Source organism: Escherichia sp. MOD1-EC7011, assembly GCF_002965005.1.
Taxonomy (GTDB): Bacteria; Pseudomonadota; Gammaproteobacteria; order Enterobacterales; family Enterobacteriaceae; genus Escherichia; species Escherichia ruysiae.
Genome location: NZ_PTRD01000017.1, coordinates 116,955 through 137,311 on the forward strand (window position 1 = coordinate 116,955; position 20,357 = coordinate 137,311).

General features: G+C 48.5%; 13 protein-coding genes. 11 read left to right on the forward strand and 2 right to left on the reverse strand.

What is annotated here, in order from left to right; genetic code table 11:
* Positions 1-3: 3 nt before the first annotated feature.
* On the reverse strand, positions 4-969 hold the full coding sequence (trxB, locus tag A7098_RS08380) for a thioredoxin-disulfide reductase (protein ID WP_000537426.1): 966 nt from the start codon (positions 967-969) through the stop codon (positions 4-6).
* Positions 970-1,513: 544 nt separating this feature from the next.
* Here trxB and lrp point away from each other — a divergent pair.
* The 8 genes from lrp (at position 1,514) to A7098_RS08425 (ending at position 13,983) form a co-directional block, all read left to right on the forward strand.
* Complete coding sequence (lrp, locus tag A7098_RS08390; protein ID WP_000228473.1) at positions 1,514-2,008, forward strand: leucine-responsive transcriptional regulator Lrp; 495 nt, start codon at positions 1,514-1,516, stop codon at positions 2,006-2,008.
* Positions 2,009-2,142: 134 nt separating this feature from the next.
* Positions 2,143-6,306, forward strand: a complete 4,164-nt coding sequence (gene ftsK, locus A7098_RS08395; RefSeq protein ID WP_105280638.1) for a DNA translocase FtsK — start codon at positions 2,143-2,145, stop codon at positions 6,304-6,306.
* A 153-nt stretch (positions 6,307-6,459) separates the two neighbouring features.
* Complete coding sequence (gene lolA, locus A7098_RS08400; RefSeq protein ID WP_021550529.1) at positions 6,460-7,071, forward strand: outer membrane lipoprotein chaperone LolA; 612 nt, start codon at positions 6,460-6,462, stop codon at positions 7,069-7,071.
* Positions 7,072-7,081: 10 nt separating this feature from the next.
* The gene (gene rarA / locus A7098_RS08405) at positions 7,082-8,425 is read left to right on the forward strand and encodes a replication-associated recombination protein RarA (protein WP_032225499.1); all 1,344 of its coding nucleotides are present in this window, start codon (positions 7,082-7,084) and stop codon (positions 8,423-8,425) included.
* Between the two features lie 90 nt (positions 8,426-8,515).
* On the forward strand, positions 8,516-9,808 hold the full coding sequence (gene serS / locus A7098_RS08410; RefSeq protein WP_000886683.1) for a serine--tRNA ligase: 1,293 nt from the start codon (positions 8,516-8,518) through the stop codon (positions 9,806-9,808).
* 237 nt (positions 9,809-10,045) lie between these two features.
* Entirely contained in the window at positions 10,046-12,490 is a 2,445-nt protein-coding gene (dmsA, locus tag A7098_RS08415; RefSeq protein ID WP_000850275.1) for a dimethylsulfoxide reductase subunit A, read from the forward strand.
* 10 nt (positions 12,491-12,500) lie between these two features.
* A complete protein-coding gene (gene dmsB, locus A7098_RS08420) occupies positions 12,501-13,118 on the forward strand; it encodes a dimethylsulfoxide reductase iron-sulfur subunit DmsB (protein WP_000213098.1) in 618 nt (205 codons plus the stop codon).
* Between the two features lies 1 nt (position 13,119).
* On the forward strand, positions 13,120-13,983 hold the full coding sequence (locus A7098_RS08425; RefSeq protein WP_105280639.1) for a dimethyl sulfoxide reductase anchor subunit family protein: 864 nt from the start codon (positions 13,120-13,122) through the stop codon (positions 13,981-13,983).
* Between the two features lie 36 nt (positions 13,984-14,019).
* Here A7098_RS08425 and ycaC read toward each other — a convergent pair whose 3' ends face one another.
* The gene (gene ycaC / locus A7098_RS08430) at positions 14,020-14,646 is read right to left on the reverse strand and encodes an isochorismate family cysteine hydrolase YcaC (RefSeq protein WP_000165876.1); all 627 of its coding nucleotides are present in this window, start codon (positions 14,644-14,646) and stop codon (positions 14,020-14,022) included.
* A gap of 314 nt (positions 14,647-14,960) precedes the next feature.
* On the opposite strand from ycaC, the gene A7098_RS08435 reads away from it, so the two are divergent.
* From A7098_RS08435 to A7098_RS08445, 3 genes are all read left to right on the forward strand, one after another.
* Positions 14,961-16,109, forward strand: a complete 1,149-nt coding sequence (locus tag A7098_RS08435) for an MFS transporter (protein ID WP_105280640.1) — start codon at positions 14,961-14,963, stop codon at positions 16,107-16,109.
* A 207-nt stretch (positions 16,110-16,316) separates the two neighbouring features.
* Positions 16,317-17,747 (forward strand): APC family permease, encoded by a 1,431-nt coding sequence (locus A7098_RS08440; protein WP_000918532.1) that lies wholly within the window; start codon positions 16,317-16,319, stop codon positions 17,745-17,747.
* Positions 17,748-18,844: 1,097 nt separating this feature from the next.
* Positions 18,845-20,357 (forward strand): CHASE9 sensor domain-containing protein (locus tag A7098_RS08445; protein ID WP_198599193.1); only part of this gene is annotated, 1,513 nt, incomplete at its 3' end.

The window sequence follows — 20,357 nt, forward strand, 5'->3', positions numbered from 1 at the left end:
AAATTATTTTGCGTCAGCTAAACCGTCGAGGTAGCGTTCAGCATCCAGTGCCGCCATGCAGCCTGTACCGGCGGAAGTAATGGCCTGGCGATAAATATGATCCATCACATCACCTGCGGCAAAGACGCCCGGAATGCTGGTCTGGGTGGCATTACCATGAATACCCGATTGTACTTTGATGTAGCCGTTTTCCAGTTCCAGTTGCCCTTCGAAAATGGCAGTATTCGGGCTGTGACCAATGGCAACAAACAGACCGGCAACGTCGAGTGACTCGATGTTATCGCTGTTTTGCGTATCACGAAGACGAACGCCAGTGACACCCATCTGATCGCCGGTCACTTCTTCCAGCGTACGGTTGGTGTGCAGAATGATGTTGCCGTTCTCCACTTTATCCATCAGACGCTTAATCAGAATTTTTTCTGCGCGGAAAGTATCGCGGCGGTGAATCAGGTGTACTTCAGAAGCAATGTTAGAGAGATACAATGCCTCTTCAACAGCGGTATTACCGCCGCCGATAACCGCAACCTTCTGATTACGGTAGAAGAATCCATCGCAGGTCGCACAGGCAGAAACCCCACGTCCTTTAAAGGCTTCTTCAGAGGGCAGGCCGAGATAGCGAGCAGAAGCTCCGGTAGCAATAATCAGCGCATCGCAGGTGTACTCGCCGCTGTCGCCAGACAGACGGAACGGACGATTCTGCAAATCCACTTTGTTGATGTGATCAAAGATGATTTCAGTTTCAAATTTGGTGGCATGTTCATGCATGCGTTCCATTAATAACGGACCGGTCAGATCGTTTGGATCGCCTGGCCAGTTTTCCACTTCCGTGGTGGTGGTCAGTTGGCCGCCTTTTTCCATGCCGGTAATCAGCACGGGTTGCAGGTTGGCGCGCGCCGCGTAGACAGCAGCGGTATAGCCCGCCGGGCCTGAACCCAGGATAAGCAGTTTACTGTGTTTGGTCGTGCCCATGAGATCCCCATAGTTGTTGGCAGACAATGGGCAGGATTGTAGGGAATTTACAGACGTAAAAAAAGAGTATGACGATTTTGTTAACGATTTGTGCAATCGTCAGAAGCGATAAGCATGTCAAATTCTTCTGTCATTATCACGCCTGCTACTTAATTTTTCCGGTTTATAAGCCGATTAAATGATGATTAAACGCGACTGTTAATGAATAACTGGCATGTTGTACTAAAAAACGATGTTTTGCTTTGACAATCACCTGGTGTTTTGCGAAAACATTCGAGGAAGAAAAAAACAGTATTCTTATATGCGCATAATCATGCATGTAAATACCATGTTTACCGTGCTAGTGAAATCTACGCATGGCGTGGACAGACGCCATTCGTGATGTCGATAGCAGCCTCCAGGCAACGGTCTTCTCACCGTAGACCCAGGCATTGCGCGCCGTGAATCTTAATGATTTCGGTCTATCGTGACGGGTAGCGACTCTGAACAGTGATGTTTTCAGGGTCAGACAGGAGTAGGGAAGGAATACAGAGAGACAATAATAATGGTAGATAGCAAGAAGCGCCCTGGCAAAGATCTCGACCGTATCGATCGTAACATTCTTAATGAGTTGCAAAAGGATGGGCGTATTTCTAACGTCGAGCTTTCTAAACGTGTGGGACTTTCCCCAACGCCGTGCCTTGAGCGTGTGCGTCGGCTGGAAAGACAAGGGTTTATCCAGGGCTATACGGCACTGCTGAACCCGCATTATCTGGATGCATCACTTCTGGTATTCGTTGAGATTACTCTGAATCGTGGTGCTCCGGATGTGTTTGAACAATTCAATACCGCTGTACAAAAACTTGAAGAAATTCAGGAGTGTCATTTAGTATCTGGTGATTTCGACTACCTGTTGAAAACACGCGTGCCGGATATGTCAGCTTACCGTAAGCTGCTGGGGGAAACTCTGCTGCGTCTGCCTGGCGTCAATGACACACGGACATACGTTGTTATGGAAGAAGTCAAGCAGAGTAATCGTCTGGTTATTAAGACGCGCTAACACGGAACAGGTGCAAAATCGGCGTATTTTGATTACACTCCTGTTAATCCATACAGCAACAGTACTGGGGTAACCTGGTACTGTTGTCCGTTTTAGCATCGGGCAGGAAAAGCCTGTAACCTGGAGAGCCTTTCTTGAGCCAGGAATACACTGAAGACAAAGAAGTCACATTGACAAAGTTAAGCAGCGGGCGCCGACTTCTGGAGGCGTTGCTGATTCTTATTGTCCTGTTTGCCGTCTGGTTGATGGCAGCTTTATTGAGTTTTAACCCTTCGGATCCTAGCTGGTCGCAAACGGCCTGGCATGAGCCTATCCATAATTTAGGTGGGGCTCCTGGTGCGTGGCTGGCCGATACCCTGTTCTTCATTTTTGGCGTGATGGCTTACACCATCCCCGTCATCATTGTCGGTGGCTGTTGGTTTGCGTGGCGTCATCAGGCCAGCGACGAATACATTGATTATTTTGCCGTTTCGTTACGTATTATTGGCGTGCTGGCGCTCATCCTTACCTCCTGTGGTCTGGCAGCCATTAACGCCGACGATATCTGGTATTTTGCCTCTGGTGGCGTAATCGGTAGTTTATTAAGCACCACGTTGCAGCCTCTGCTACACAGCAGTGGGGGAACTATTGCGCTGCTTTGCGTCTGGGCAGCTGGCCTGACGCTGTTTACCGGTTGGTCCTGGGTGACTATTGCCGAAAAACTGGGCGGCTGGATTTTAAACATTCTCACCTTCGCCAGTAATCGCACCCGTCGCGATGATACCTGGGTCGATGAAGATGAGTATGAAGACGACGAAGAGTATGAAGATGAAAATCACGGCAAACAGCATGAATCACGCCGTGCCCGTATTCTTCGCGGCGCGCTAGCGCGTCGTAAACGCCTGGCGGAAAAATTCATTAATCCGATGGGGCGGCAAACAGACGCTGCGTTATTTTCCGGCAAGCGGATGGATGATGAAGACGATGTTACCTACACTGCGCGCGGCGTAGCAGCCGATCCTGATGACGTCCTGTTTTCGGGCAATCGTGCAACGCAGCCAGAGTATGACGAATACGATCCTTTATTAAATGGTGCGCCGATTACCGAGCCTGTCGCTGCCGCAGCGGCTGCAACCACGGCGACGCAAAGCTGGGCCGCGCCGGTTGAACCTGTTACTCAGACGCCGCCTGTTGCCTCTGTTGATGTTCCACCTGCGCAACCTACTGTTGCCTGGCAGCCTGTACCGGAGCCGCAAACGGGCGAGCCGGTTATTGCTCCTGCAGCGGAAGGTTACCCACAGCAGCCACAATATTCGCAGCCTGCGGTGCAATATAATGAGCCGCTGCAACAGCCTGTACCGCCACAGCAGTCGTACTATACGCCTGCTGCGGAACAACCGGTTCAGCAACCTTACTACGCCCCTGAACAAGCTGTTCAGCAACCATCTTACGCGCCTGCTGCGGAACAACCTGTTCAACAGCCGTATTATGCCCCTGCACCAGAACAGCCGGTGGCTGGTAACGCCTGGCAAGCCGAAGAGCAGCAATCCGCTTTTGCTCCACAGTCTACATACCAGACTGAGCAAACTTATCAGCAGCCAGCCGTTCAGGAGCCGTTGTACCAACAGCCGCAACCTGTTGAACAGCAGCCTGTCGCGACACCTGAGCCTGTTGTAGAAGAGACAAAGCCTGCGCGTCCTCCGCTTTACTATTTTGAAGAAGTGGAAGAGAAGCGTGCCCGTGAACGTGAACAACTTGCGGCCTGGTATCAACCGATTCCTGAACCGGTTAAAGAACCAGAACCGATCAAATCTTCGCTGAAAGCAACTTCTGTTGCAGCAGTTCCTCCAGTAGAAGCCGCTGCCGCTGTTTCACCGCTGGCATCGGGCGTGAAAAAAGCGACCCTGGCGACGGGAGCCGCAGCGACGGTTGCTGCGCCTGTTTTCAGCCTGGCAAATAGCGGTGCGCCGCGTCCGCAAGTGAAAGAGGGCATTGGCCCGCAGTTACCTCGACCGAAGCGTATCCGCGTACCAACACGTCGTGAACTGGCGTCATATGGCATTAAGCTGCCCTCACAGCGTGCAGCGGAAGAGAAGGCTCGTGAAGCCCAGCGCAACCAGTACGATGCTGGCGGGCAGTATAACGATGATGAAATCGATGCGATGCAGCAGGATGAACTGGCTCGTCAGTTCGCCCAGACGCAGCAGCAACGCTATGGCGAGCAATATCAACATGATGTGCCAGTGAACGTGGAAGATGCAGATGCTGCGGCAGAGGCTGAGCTGGCTCGTCAGTTTGCCCAGACTCAGCAGCAGCGTTATTCCGGTGAACAACCGGCTGGGGCGAATCCGTTCTCGCTGGATGATTTCGAATTTTCACCGATGAAAGCGTTAGTGGATGATGGTCCACACGAACCGCTGTTTACGCCAATTGTTGAACCTGTTCAGCAGCCGCAGCAACCGGTAGCGCCACAGCCGCAACAACCGGTAGCGCCACAGCCGCAGTATCAACAGCCGCAACAACCGGTAGCGCCACAGCCGCAGTATCAACAGCCGCAACAACCGGTAGCGCCACAGCCGCAGTATCAACAGCCGCAACAACCGGTAGCACCGCAGCAGCACTATCAACAGCCGCAACAACCGGTAGCGCCACAGCAGCAATATCAGCAGCCGCAGCAACCGGTAGCGCCACAGCAGCAATATCAGCAGCCGCAGCAACCGGTAGCGCCGCAGCCGCAGTATCAGCAGCCGCAGCAACCGGTAGCGCCACAGTCGCAGGATACCCTGCTTCATCCGCTGTTAATGCGCAATGGCGACAGTCGTCCACTACACAAACCGACGACGCCGCTGCCTTCTCTGGATTTGCTGACGCCGCCGCCGAGCGAAGTGGAACCCGTAGATACCTTTGCGCTTGAGCAAATGGCGCGTCTGGTAGAGGCGCGTCTGGCTGATTTCCGCATTAAAGCCGATGTCGTCAATTATTCTCCGGGGCCAGTTATCACCCGCTTTGAGCTGAATCTGGCACCGGGCGTAAAAGCGGCGCGTATTTCTAATTTGTCACGTGACCTCGCTCGTTCGCTATCAACCGTGGCGGTTCGTGTCGTTGAAGTTATTCCGGGTAAACCTTACGTAGGTCTGGAGTTACCCAACAAAAAACGCCAAACCGTTTACCTGCGCGAAGTGCTGGACAACGCTAAGTTCCGCGATAACCCATCGCCATTAACGATAGTGCTGGGTAAAGATATCGCTGGCGATCCGGTCGTTGCCGATCTGGCAAAAATGCCGCATTTGTTGGTTGCGGGCACTACCGGCTCCGGTAAGTCAGTCGGTGTGAACGCCATGATCCTGAGTATGCTCTATAAAGCGCAGCCGGAAGATGTGCGTTTCATCATGATCGACCCGAAAATGCTGGAGCTTTCGGTATATGAAGGTATTCCGCATCTGCTAACGGAAGTCGTGACCGACATGAAAGATGCTGCCAACGCTTTACGCTGGTGCGTCAACGAAATGGAGCGTCGTTATAAACTGATGTCTGCGCTGGGTGTGCGTAACCTGGCGGGTTATAACGAAAAAATTGCTGAAGCTGACCGTATGATGCGCCCAATACCAGATCCGTACTGGAAACCGGGCGACAGTATGGATGCTCAGCATCCGGTGCTGAAAAAAGAGCCTTATATTGTTGTTCTGGTGGATGAATTTGCCGACCTGATGATGACGGTGGGTAAAAAAGTGGAAGAGCTGATTGCACGTCTGGCGCAAAAAGCCCGTGCCGCAGGTATCCACCTCGTACTGGCAACGCAACGTCCATCAGTTGATGTTATTACAGGTCTGATTAAAGCGAATATTCCGACCCGTATCGCCTTTACGGTATCCAGTAAAATTGACTCACGAACCATTCTCGATCAGGCTGGTGCCGAATCGTTACTGGGCATGGGGGATATGCTCTACTCCGGGCCGAACTCCACCATGCCGGTACGTGTTCATGGTGCCTTTGTTCGGGATCAGGAAGTTCATGCCGTGGTGCAGGACTGGAAAGCGCGTGGTCGCCCACAGTATGTTGATGGCATCACCTCCGACAGTGAAAGCGAAAGTGGCGCGGGCGGTTTCGATGGCGCTGAAGAACTGGATCCGTTGTTCGATCAGGCGGTGCAGTTTGTCACTGAAAAACGCAAAGCGTCAATTTCAGGCGTACAGCGTCAGTTCCGCATTGGTTATAACCGTGCGGCGCGTATTATCGAACAGATGGAAGCGCAGGGGATCGTCAGCGAACAGGGGCACAACGGTAATCGTGAAGTGCTGGCCCCACCGCCGTTTGACTAATGGATGTGTAGGCCGGATAAGACGCAATAGCGTCGCATTCGGCACTCTATCAACTGAAAATTCAGTATTTTCTTCTTTCCTCAAGCTGATTATTAGCCTGGAATAGAGTAGAGGGAACTCCCGTTTGGGAGTGACGTAATTTGAGGAACAATGATGAAAAAAATTGCCATCACCTGTGCATTACTCTCAAGTTTAGTGGCGTCCAGTGTTTGGGCTGATGCCGCAAGCGATCTGAAAAGCCGCCTGGATAAAGTCAGCAGCTTCCACGCCAGCTTCACGCAAAAAGTGACTGACGGTAGCGGCGCGGCGGTGCAGGAAGGTCAGGGCGATCTGTGGGTGAAACGTCCTAACTTATTCAACTGGCATATGACTCAACCTGATGAAAGCATCCTGGTTTCTGACGGTAAAACACTGTGGTTCTATAACCCGTTCGTTGAGCAGGCTACGGCAACCTGGCTGAAAGATGCTACCGGTAATACGCCGTTTATGCTGATTGCCCGCAACCAGTCCAGCGACTGGCAGCAGTACAATATCAAACAGAATGGCGATGACTTTGTCCTCACGCCGAAAGCCAGCAATGGCAACCTGAAGCAGTTCACCATCAACGTGGGGCGTGACGGCACAATCCATCAGTTTAGCGCGGTGGAGCAGGACGATCAGCGCAGCAGTTATCAACTGAAATCCCAGCAAAATGGCGTTGTGGATGCAGCGAAATTTACCTTCACCCCGCCGCAAGGCGTAACGGTAGATGACCAACGTAAGTAGAGGCACCTGAGTGAGCAATCTGTCGCTCGATTTTTCGGATAATACTTTTCAACCTCTGGCCGCGCGTATGCGGCCAGAAAATTTAGCACAGTATATCGGTCAGCAACATTTGCTGGCTGCGGGGAAGCCGTTGCCGCGCGCTATCGAAGCCGGGCATCTGCATTCAATGATCCTCTGGGGGCCGCCGGGTACGGGTAAAACGACCCTTGCTGAAGTGATCGCCCGCTACGCAAACGCTGATGTGGAACGTATTTCTGCCGTTACTTCTGGTGTGAAAGAGATTCGCGAGGCGATCGAGCGCGCGCGGCAGAACCGCAACGCCGGACGCCGCACCATTCTGTTTGTTGACGAAGTACATCGCTTCAACAAGAGCCAGCAGGATGCGTTTCTACCGCATATTGAAGATGGCACCATCACTTTCATTGGCGCGACGACTGAAAACCCCTCGTTTGAGCTTAATTCGGCGCTGCTTTCACGTGCCCGCGTCTATCTGCTGAAATCATTGACGACCGAGGATATTGAGCGAGTACTTACTCAGGCGATGGAAGACAAAACGCGCGGCTATGGCGGGCAGGATATTGTTCTGCCAGATGAAACACGCCGTGCGATTGCTGAACTGGTGAATGGTGACGCGCGTCGGGCGTTAAATACGCTGGAAATGATGGCGGATATGGCCGAAGTCGATGGCAGTGGCAAACGTGTCCTGAAGCCCGAATTACTGACGGAAATCGCCGGTGAGCGTAGCGCCCGCTTCGATAACAAAGGCGATCGCTTTTACGATCTGATTTCCGCACTGCATAAATCTGTGCGTGGCAGCGCACCTGATGCGGCGTTGTACTGGTATGCGCGAATTATTACTGCTGGTGGTGATCCGTTATATGTCGCGCGTCGCTGTCTGGCGATAGCGTCGGAAGACGTCGGCAATGCTGACCCACGTGCGATGCAGGTAGCGATTGCTGCATGGGATTGCTTTACCCGTGTTGGTCCGGCAGAAGGCGAACGCGCCATTGCCCAGGCGATTGTTTACCTGGCCTGCGCACCGAAAAGCAACGCTGTGTATACGGCGTTTAAAGCCGCGCTGGTCGATGCTCGCGAACGTCCGGATTATGACGTGCCGGTTCATTTGCGTAATGCGCCGACGAAATTAATGAAGGAAATGGGCTACGGGCAGGAATATCGTTACGCTCATGATGAAGCAAACGCTTATGCGGCCGGTGAGGTTTACTTCCCACCGGAAATAGCACAAACACGCTATTATTTCCCGACAAACAGGGGGCTGGAAGGCAAGATTGGCGAAAAGCTCGCCTGGCTGGCTGAACAGGATCAAAATAGCCCCATAAAACGCTACCGTTAATGTTATCGTTGCGGTAATGTTGTTACTGTATCCCTGTGGTCGCAGGCTGTGGCCACATCTCCCATTTAATTCGATAAGCACAGGATAAGCATGCTCGATCCCAATCTGCTGCGTAATGAGCCAGACGCAGTCGCTGAAAAACTGGCACGCCGGGGCTTTAAGCTGGATGTAGATAAGCTGGGCGCTCTTGAAGAGCGTCGTAAAGTATTGCAGGTCAAAACGGAAAACCTGCAAGCGGAGCGTAACTCCCGATCGAAATCCATTGGCCAGGCGAAAGCGCGCGGGGAAGATATCGAGCCTTTACGTCTGGAAGTGAACAAACTGGGCGAAGAGCTGGATGCAGCAAAAGCCGAGCTGGATGCTTTACAGGCTGAAATTCGCGATATCGCGCTGACAATCCCTAACCTGCCTGCAGATGAAGTGCCGGTGGGTAAAGACGAAAATGACAACGTTGAAGTCAGCCGCTGGGGCACCCCGCGTGAGTTTGACTTTGAAGTTCGTGACCACGTGACGCTGGGTGAAATGCACTCTGGCCTCGACTTTGCAGCAGCGGTTAAGCTGACCGGTTCGCGCTTTGTGGTGATGAAAGGGCAGATCGCACGTATGCACCGCGCATTGTCGCAGTTTATGCTGGATCTGCATACCGAGCAGCATGGCTATAGTGAAAACTATGTCCCGTATCTGGTTAACCAGGATACGCTTTACGGTACAGGTCAGTTGCCGAAATTTGCTGGCGACCTGTTCCATACCCGTCCGCTGGAAGAAGAAGCAGACACCAGTAACTACGCGCTGATCCCAACGGCAGAAGTTCCGCTGACCAACCTGGTTCGCGGTGAAATCATTGATGAAGATGACCTGCCGATTAAGATGACCGCCCATACGCCATGCTTCCGTTCTGAAGCCGGTTCTTATGGTCGTGATACCCGTGGTCTGATCCGTATGCACCAGTTCGACAAAGTTGAAATGGTTCAGATCGTGCGCCCGGAAGACTCTATGGCGGCGCTGGAAGAGATGACCGGTCATGCAGAAAAAGTCCTGCAACTGCTGGGTCTGCCGTACCGTAAAATCATCCTTTGCACTGGTGACATGGGCTTTGGCGCGTGCAAAACTTACGACCTGGAAGTATGGATCCCGGCGCAGAACACCTACCGCGAAATTTCTTCCTGCTCTAACGTCTGGGATTTCCAGGCGCGTCGTATGCAGGCACGCTGCCGCAGCAAGTCTGACAAGAAAACCCGTCTGGTTCATACCCTGAACGGTTCCGGGCTGGCTGTTGGTCGCACGCTGGTTGCGGTAATGGAAAACTATCAGCAGGCCGATGGTCGTATTGAAGTACCAGAAGTTTTGCGTCCATATATGAACGGACTGGAATATATTGGCTAATACCCAATTTTTCTGAATCTAAAAAGCGCCTGCGGGCGCTTTTTTTGTCTCCCTTTGATACCAAACAATAATTACTCGTTACTTAAGCGCAATACTACTTACGAGTGAAAATCTACCTATCCTGTTGATTTTCAAATCATTCGATGTATACAAACCTATATAGCGCCAGCTATAAAAATAATTACACAATACGGTTTGTTACTGGAATTAATCGTGAGCAAGCTTGAGTGAGCCATTATGAAAACGAAAATCCCTGATGCGGTATTGGCTGCTGAGGTGAGTCGCCGTGGTTTGGTTAAAACGACAGCGATCGGTGGCCTGGCGATGGCCAGCAGTGCATTAACATTACCTTTTAGTCGAATAGCGCACGCTGTCGATAACGCCATTGCGGCAAATTCTGACGAGAAAGTTATCTGGAGCGCATGTACAGTTAACTGCGGTAGCCGCTGCCCACTGCGAATGCATGTTGTGGACGGTGAAATCAAATACGTCGAAACAGATAATACCGGTGATGACAATTACGACGGCCTGCATCAGGTACGCGCCTGTTTGCGTGGACGTTCCATGCGTCGCCGCGTTTATAACCCAGACCGCCTGAAATATCCGATGAAACGCGTCGGGGCGCGCGGTGAAGGCAAATTCGAGCGTATTAGCTGGGAAGAAGCCTACGACATTATCGCGACCAATATGCAGCGCCTGATTAAAGAGTACGGTAATGAATCCATCTATCTGAACTATGGTACAGGTACGCTGGGCGGCACCATGACCCGTTCCTGGCCACCGGGAAATACCCTGGTCGCACGCCTGATGAACTGCTGCGGCGGTTATCTGAACCATTATGGTGATTATTCCTCCGCGCAAATTGCAGAAGGTCTGAACTATACCTATGGCGGCTGGGCGGATGGCAACAGCCCGTCAGATATCGAAAACAGTAAGCTGGTGGTGCTGTTTGGTAATAACCCGGGCGAAACGCGAATGAGCGGCGGCGGGGTAACTTATTACCTTGAACAGGCACGTCAGAAATCAAATGCTCGCATGATCATCATCGATCCGCGCTATACCGACACCGGTGCCGGGCGTGAAGATGAGTGGATCCCAATTCGTCCGGGAACAGATGCCGCACTGGTTAACGGTCTGGCGTACGTCATGATCACCGAAAATCTGGTTGATCAGGAATTCCTCGATAAATATTGCGTTGGCTACGACGAGAAAACCCTGCCAGCCAGTGCGCCGAAAAATGGCCACTACAAAGCCTATATTCTGGGTGAAGGGGCAGACGGCGTTGCCAAAACGCCGGAATGGGCATCGCAAATCACCGGTGTTCCGGCAGACAAAATCATCAAACTGGCTCGTGAAATCGGCAGTACCAAACCGGCGTTTATCAGCCAGGGGTGGGGGCCGCAGCGTCACGCTAATGGTGAAATCGCAACCCGTGCTATCTCGATGCTGGCGATTCTGACCGGTAACGTTGGTATCAATGGAGGGAACAGCGGCGCGCGCGAAGGTTCATACAGCTTACCGTTTGTCCGTATGCCGACTCTCGAAAATCCGATCCAGACCAGCATATCCATGTTTATGTGGACCGATGCCATTGAACGAGGCCCGGAAATGACGGCGCTGCGTGATGGGGTTCGCGGGAAAGATAAGCTGGATGTGCCGATCAAGATGATCTGGAACTATGCCGGTAACTGCCTGATTAACCAACATTCAGAAATTAACCGCACCCATGAAATCCTTCAGGATGATAAGAAGTGCGAGCTGATTGTGGTTATCGACTGCCACATGACATCATCCGCGAAATACGCTGATATCCTGCTGCCGGACTGCACCGCTTCCGAACAGATGGACTTTGCGCTGGATGCATCCTGCGGGAATATGTCTTATGTGATTTTCAACGACCAGGTGATTAAACCGCGCTTTGAATGTAAGACCATCTATGAGATGACCAGCGAACTGGCAAAACGTCTTGGCGTTGAGCAACAGTTTACTGAAGGTCGTACTCAGGAAGAGTGGATGCGCCATCTGTATGCCCAGTCGCGGGAAGCGATTCCTGAACTGCCTACTTTTGAAGAGTTCCGCCAGCAGGGGATCTTTAAAAAGCGCGACCCACAAGGGCATCACGTTGCTTATAAAGCCTTCCGTGAAGATCCGCAGGCTAATCCACTGACCACGCCATCAGGCAAAATTGAGATCTATTCACAGGCGCTGGCTGACATTGCCGCCACCTGGGAATTGCCGGAAGGCGATGTGATCGATCCACTGCCGATCTACACGCCAGGTTTTGAAAGTTATCAGGATCCGCTGAACAAACAGTATCCGCTGCAACTTACAGGTTTCCACTATAAATCTCGTGTTCACTCCACCTACGGCAACGTAGACGTGCTGAAAGCGGCTTGCCGCCAGGAAATGTGGATCAACCCACTTGATGCGCAAAAACGTGGTATCAGCAACGGCGATAAGGTCAGGATCTTTAACGATCGTGGTGAAGTTCATATTGAGGCGAAAGTGACGCCACGAATGATGCCGGGCGTGGTCGCACTGGGCGAAGGCGCCTGGTATGACCCGGATGCAAAACGTGTCGATAAGGGTGGTTGTATCAACGTACTGACCACTCAACGTCCGTCTCCTCTCGCCAAGGGGAATCCGTCGCATACAAACCTTGTTCAGGTTGAAAAGGTGTAAGGAGTAACCGATGACAACCCAGTATGGATTTTTTATTGATTCCAGCCGTTGCACCGGTTGCAAAACCTGCGAACTGGCTTGTAAAGACTACAAAGATTTGACGCCTGAAGTCAGCTTCCGCCGCATTTATGAATATGCTGGTGGCGACTGGCAGGAGGATAACGGTGTCTGGCATCAAAACGTATTTGCCTACTATCTCTCGATTTCATGCAATCACTGCGAAGATCCGGCGTGTACCAAAGTCTGTCCGAGCGGCGCGATGCATAAACGTGAAGATGGTTTTGTCGTTGTTGATGAAGATGTGTGCATCGGCTGTCGTTACTGCCATATGGCTTGCCCGTATGGCGCACCGCAGTATAACGAAACCAAAGGGCATATGACCAAATGCGATGGTTGCTATGACCGTGTCGCGGAAGGTAAAAAGCCGATCTGCGTTGAATCTTGTCCGCTGCGGGCGCTGGATTTTGGCCCTATCGACGAGCTGCGTAAAAAACATGGTGATCTGGCGGCTGTTGCGCCATTGCCACGAGCGCACTTTACCAAACCGAATATTGTGATCAAACCTAACGCCAACAGCCGCCCAACCGGGGATACCACTGGCTATCTGGCAAATCCGAAGGAGGTGTGAGATGGGAAGTGGATGGCATGAATGGCCGTTGATGATCTTCACGGTCTTCGGGCAGTGCGTCGTGGGCGGTTTTATCGTTCTGGCATTTGCCTTGTTGAAAGGCGAACTTCGGGCTGATACCCAACAGCGGGTGATTACCTGTATGTTTGGCTTGTGGGTACTGATGGGCATTGGCTTTATCGCCTCAATGCTTCACCTTGGCTCACCTATGCGCGCCTTTAACTCACTCAACCGGGTTGGCTCTTCGGCATTGAGTAATGAAATCGCCAGTGGTTCGATCTTTTTTGCCGTAGGTGGCATCGGCTGGTTGTTGGCAGTGCTGAAAAAACTGTCACCGGCATTACGCACGCTGTGGCTGGTGGTGACGATGATTCTCGGCGTGGTGTTTGTCTGGATGATGGTGCGAGTTTATAACAGCATCGATACCGTACCGACCTGGTACAGCATCTGGACACCGATGGGCTTCTTCCTGACTATGTTTATGGGAGGCCCGCTGCTGGGATATTTGTTACTGCGTCTGGCGGGGGTTAATGGTTGGGTGATGCGTTTACTTCCGGCCATTTCAGTGCTGGCGCTGGTGGTGAGCGGCGTAATGTCTGTGATGCAGGGGGCTGAACTCGCTACGATTCACTCTTCTGTACAACAGGCAGTGGCGTTAGTGCCGGATTACGGTGCGCTGATGGCCTGGCGGATTGTGCTTATCGCCGTGGCACTGTGCTTGTGGATTGTACCGCAGTTAAAAGGTTCTCAGCCTGCTGTATCGCTGCTTTTCGTGTCATTCATCCTGCTTCTGGCTGGTGAGTTAATCGGGCGCGGCGTGTTCTACGGGTTGCATATGACTGTGGGGATGGCCGTTGCCAGCTAAGATGTTTATAACCGGGGTCTCGGCCCCGGTTTTCTTTTATTTCTGTTTCGTTAAGGTGTCATAACTGGTCATCAAATTACGATAATCAGGAATGTGGTTAGAGAACAGCGTCGCCAGACCTTCGATATCGTTGCGCCAGTCACGGTGCAGTTCGCAGGCGACACCAAACCACGTCATCAATTGTGCCCCTGCTTGTGACATACGATCCCATGCCGAATGCCGGGTAATTTCGTTAAAGGTTCCTGACGCGTCAGTCACCACAAAGACATCGAAACCTTCTTCAATCGCCGAAAGCGCCGGGAATGCTACGCAAACTTCGGTGACCACTCCGGCGATAATCAACTGCTTTTTACCTGTCGCCTTGACCGCTTTAACAAAATCTTCGTTATCCCAGGCGTTAATATTTCCCGGACGGGCAATATACGGTGCATCCGGGAACTGTGCTTTCAGTTCAGGGACTAATGGGCCGTTAGGACCGGTTTCAAAACTGGTAGTAAGAATGGTGGGTAGATTGAAATATTTGGCTAAGTCACCCAGCGCCAGCACGTTATTTTTAAATTTGTCAGGTTCAATATCCCGCACGAGGGAAAGTAAACCGGCCTGGTGATCAACTAACAAAACAGCAGCATCATTTTTATCGAGACGAACATACGGTTTGGTCATTCTCTTCTCCTTTCGAGAGTCAGTGGTACGCCTGAAATCGTTCAGACGCGATGCGTTGCCCTGAAAGCATAGACGGGAAATTCAGGTTTGCAGTGACCATGAAATTTTTCGACTGAACTAAACATATGAACGTTATGTTAGATCAATAAAAACAATTAGATGAGACTGATTATCTTTTCGTTATTAGTGTTATGAATGAGTAATATAAATCGATAATACAGCCGCTGCGTTATGTACGTATTTTCACCCATTGACAATGTTTTTGGCGGTGGCATGATGCGCATGAAATTTGAACTTCCTCACGGTTTTCATTCATGTCCACGTATACCCGGCCTGTCATGCTTTTGCTGTCTGGCCTACTTTTGTTGACTCTGGCGATCGCGGTGTTAAATACACTCGTGCCGCTATGGCTCGCCCAGGTACACTTGCCCACATGGCAGGTCGGCGTCGTCAGTTCGTCTTATTTTACCGGCAACCTGGTTGGTACTTTACTGACAGGGTATGTCATTAAACGCTTTGGGTTTAATCGCAGCTATTACCTTGCTTCCTTTATTTTTGCTGCGGGTTGTGCCGGGCTTGGCTTGATGATTGGTTTCTGGAGCTGGTTAGCCTGGCGTTTCGTCGCAGGCGTTGGTTGCGCCATGATTTGGGTGGTGGTAGAAAGCGCGCTGATGTGCAGCGGTACGTCACGTAACCGTGGGCGGTTACTTGCCGCCTATATGATGGTTTATTATGTGGGGACGTTTTTAGGCCAGTTACTGCTCAGTAAAGTTTCAACCGAGTTGATGAGCGTATTGCCGTGGGCTACAGGGTTGACCCAGGCAGGGATCTTGCCGCTGCTGTTTACTCGTATCGTGAATCAGCAGGCTGAGAACCATGCTTCGACGCCAATTACGTCAATGCTAAAACTTTGTCAGGCGCGGCTTGGCGTGAACGGCTGTATTATCTCGGGAATCGTTCTGGGTTCTTTGTATGGTCTGATGCCGCTGTACCTCAATCATAAAGGGATTAGCAACGCCAGCATTGGCTTCTGGATGGCGGTTCTGGTTAGTGCTGGTATCCTTGGGCAATGGCCAATTGGTCGTCTGGCAGATAAATTTGGTCGCCTGCTGGTACTGCGCGTTCAGGTATTTGTCGTCATTCTCGGTAGTATTGCGATGTTAAGTCAGGCGGCAATGGCACCTGCGTTGTTCATCCTCGGTGCAGCTGGTTTTACGCTCTATCCGGTGGCGATGGCCTGGGCTTGCGAGAAAGTTGAACATCATCAGCTGGTGGCAATGAATCAGGCGTTATTGTTAAGTTATACTGTCGGTAGTCTGCTTGGCCCGTCTTTTACTGCCATGTTAATGCAGAATTTCTCTGATAATCTGCTGTTTATCATGATCGCCAGTGTGTCGTTTATTTATTTACTCATGCTGCTTCGCAACGCCGGTCATACACCAAAACCCGTTGCTCACGTGTAAATGAATGAGTGCAGAGTGTGAACTGGCTGTTTCGCACTCTGTTTTTTGTTTCCGCTGTACAACTATTTTTTAGCAAATTTTATTCGTTAAAAAATAAAGTGTGCAGCAGGTTATAATTTTGCATTCCGCTATTTCCGCACGTCTTGTTTGCCGCGCATAATTCCTCGTTTTCTAAATATCCATTAAATATTGGCGAAGGATCGATCTATGGCTGGGAACGTTCAGGAAAAACAGTTGCGATGGTACAACATTGCTTTGATGTCATTTATTACCGTTTGGGGCTTTGGCAACGTTGTAAATAACTATGCCAACCAGGGACTGGTGGTTGTTTTTTCATGGGTATTTATTTTTGCGCTCTATTTCACACCTTATGCCCTGATTGTCGGCCAGTTAGGTTCGACCTTTAAAGACGGGAGAGGGGGCGTTAGTACCTGGATTAAACATACCATGGGGCCAGGGCTGGCTTACCTTGCAGCATGGACCTACTGGGTGGTGCATATTCCTTATTTGGCACAAAAACCACAGGCAATACTGATCGCGCTCGGTTGGGCGATGAAAGGCGATGGTTCGTTAATCAAAGAATATTCGGTCGTAGCGTTACAGGGGTTAACGCTGGTGCTGTTTATCTTCTTTATGTGGGTTGCCTCCCGAGGCATGAAGTCACTGAAAATTGTTGGTTCAGTGGCAGGGATTGCGATGTTTGTCATGTCGCTCCTTTATGTGGCGATGGCGGTAACCGCGCCTGCGATTACTGAAGTGCATATTGCGACTACTAACATTACCTGGGAAACATTCATACCACATATCGATTTCACCTACATTACCACCATTTCAATGCTGGTTTTTGCGGTTGGTGGTGCTGAGAAGATTTCTCCTTACGTTAACCAAACACGCAACCCAGGAAAAGAATTTCCAAAAGGGATGTTGTGTCTGGCGGGCATGGTAGCAGTATGTGCGATTCTCGGCTCACTGGCGATGGGGATGATGTTTGACTCGCGCAATATTCCCGATGATTTGATGACTAACGGTCAGTATTACGCCTTCCAGAAGCTGGGGGAGTATTACAATATGGGTAATACCTTAATGGTGATTTATGCCATTGCGAACACTCTGGGGCAAGTTGCCGCACTGGTATTTTCGATTGATGCACCGCTTAAAGTGTTATTAGGCGATGCCGACAGCAAATATATTCCAGCAAGTTTATGTCGTACCAACGCTTCTGGTACGCCGGTTAATGGTTATTTTCTGACTCTGGTGCTGGTGGCGATCCTGATTATGCTACCGACTCTCGGCATCGGTGATATGAACAATCTCTATAAATGGCTGTTGAATCTTAACTCGGTAGTGATGCCGCTGCGTTATTTGTGGGTATTTGTTGCGTTTATTGCTGTCGTTCGCCTGGCGCAGAAATATAAACCAGAGTATGTCTTTATTCGTAATAAGCCGATGGCAATGACCGTCGGGATATGGTGTTTTGCCTTTACCGCTTTTGCCTGCCTGACAGGAATTTTCCCTAAAATGGAAGCCTTCACTGCAGAGTGGACATTCCAATTGGCACTGAACATTACTACGCCATTTGTCCTCGTTGGACTGGGGCTGATATTCCCGTTGCTTGCACGTAAAGCGAATACAAAATAGTCATCATGCCCCGGTTCGCCGGGGCTGTGATATCAAATAGACTAAAATTAGATCAGGCCTGATAAGGCAAAAGTTAAGTTTTTCTTAAGAGATGAAAGAAAATCAACGCTACCGTGATAATACGAATTTTAGTTATCGGAGATCATTATTTTTAGATATGGTGATAGTTTTAATTATTGGTTATTTTGCAAGTTATTATTTTGGGCTCTGGAGTAAACTCTTGCGCATAGTAATAACATGATTTTTACGGCTAAATTTTCAACAAAGATTGGTAATGTAAACTCGTATTTTTTGATCTGCATCAATGAATTCGCACGTTGCTAATTATGGTTAAATTTGCTGAGAATGATTGCGGTTATTGTTTGGATATGCAGATGGTATATTGATTTATCGGTGTAATATTCTGACGAAATGAAATTTTATAGTGTTTTAATCTGACAAAAATCATCTCCCGACAGAATCAGCTCATACCTGGTGTAGTTCACAGTCTTTTTTTTATAAATAAAATAGAGCTCTGATGTTGCATCTATTGTTTTATCAAACGCGTATTCCTGAAAATATTTATCTGTTAGGGTGATGGACAAATTACAGTCACTGGCAGTGAAATTTTGATGCCCACTATCTGACTGAACCTTACCTTAAGGTTATTAATTAATATATTTTTGGCTCAGAGAGCCGTATTACACATGTCTCAAAAAAGATAAATAAACAGAAAGGATTACTCACAATAGATACTAATAACACTTTTGGATAGTTATAGAGTAGAAGCCACGAGTCAGCAGGATGTAGTAGCTGTGTTGTTATAAGTTAATTTTTTCATGGCTAAATTATTTCGTTGAAAAATTAACGAAAGGCGGTAGCGTGGGTGAAAGATACAAAATGAGTGTTACATATAACAATATTACCTTGGTTAAAATAGAATGAATGATAATCACTTGTGGAAATTAAGAAAAAAGTAATCTTCTCATCATGATATATTTTTATATGGAATAGTGAAATTAATAAAATCATAAAGAGGAGGGCAACATCGTCTAATATACAGAACGTTATACGATATGATATGAAGCTATTAATAACATTTTAGTCAGAATACCAGTATGTATAGCATTACCGAAAAATTAAACTCAAGATTTAACACTGCGGTTATATTAGCTGTTACTGTCTATATTGTCTTGTCATTTATTACCGCAATTGATTTCCATAAAAAAATAGCAGAAAACTCTGCACAGATTAACCTTATACTCATCAATAACAATTTGAATAATTTTTTTTCTAAAGTTGAAAAAGAGGCTGATGCATTAAAAGATGCAATCTATCTGTTACATGATGAAGATGAAATAAAGCGAGCAGTCCTTCATCGCATGAAAAAAATAGACGCGGTTAATTTAGTAGGGATAATGCTCAATAATGGAAAATATCTTAGCTTTATTCGAACTGAGAATGGGGAGGTAAAATTTCTGGGGCAATCAGAACCCGGTAAACCTTTTATTGGTGACGATGGTGATATCAGCGATAACTACTTTAATCCGGAATCACGACCATGGAATAAATTACCGAGGGGGACTTATTCAAAATGGTCACCATGGTATAATTGTTATGGTATTGCCGGAAAAAAATGTTTTTCGTTTTCACTACGACCATCCGAAGAAGAAAAAAATTCATTTGCTTTGAAGTTAATACATCTGGATCTTGATGAAAAATATTTCAGTAATTTTTTAAATAAACTGGCTGGTGATTCTGATATTTTATTCATGGAACAAAACAAAAGGATTATGGTGGGTAATGAAAAATCAATGTTACATCTTATTGTCCGTGATTTATCGGGAAGTTATAACATAAGCAATAATAGTGGCAACTATACAGACAATGTTATCTCACTCCCCAGGCTTCCTGATGTCAGATTCCATTATTTCCACTATCAAAAATCAGAAGATACAAACATCAATAAATATTTTACACTGATGTTTTTATGTGGTTTGGTTTGTTTCTGTTTATTATGGTATATCGTTGAAAAAATAACAAGAAAAATCAAAGGTGAATCCAGCAAACTGATAGAACATCTGAAAAAATTAGCTAATTCAGTATATCGCAACGACACAATTGATATTGTGCAAAATGACAGTGGTGAGATTGTTGAACTCAAAAAAATCATTAATAATATCAGCGATAAATACAAGGAGCGTATGGACCGATTACTTAATCTTGTGTCCTATGAACAAGGAAGTTGCTTTTATATTAATAAGGCTATTATTGAAACTAATAATAAAACCTATTTGGCAATTGGTATGCTTCGCATCTATGGATTAGAGTTTGTTGAAGCGGTATATGGAAGTCAGAAATTTCATGAGATTTTTAATGATATAAAATCTAAGATATCACAAAAATATTCAAAATATTGTGATATCGTAAAAATCTCAACTGAAACATACTTGTTGCTATGTCACACTGATTGCGAAGAGTTCATCGAAAAATTATCGGTTTTAAACTTTACTGAACATATATTTTGCATAAGAAATATATATATCCACAAGATTGCCCTATGCGAAAATTTTTTAGGGGAAAATGTATCGATTTATGAAAGGAAACTGACACTGGAATTAACATCAAATC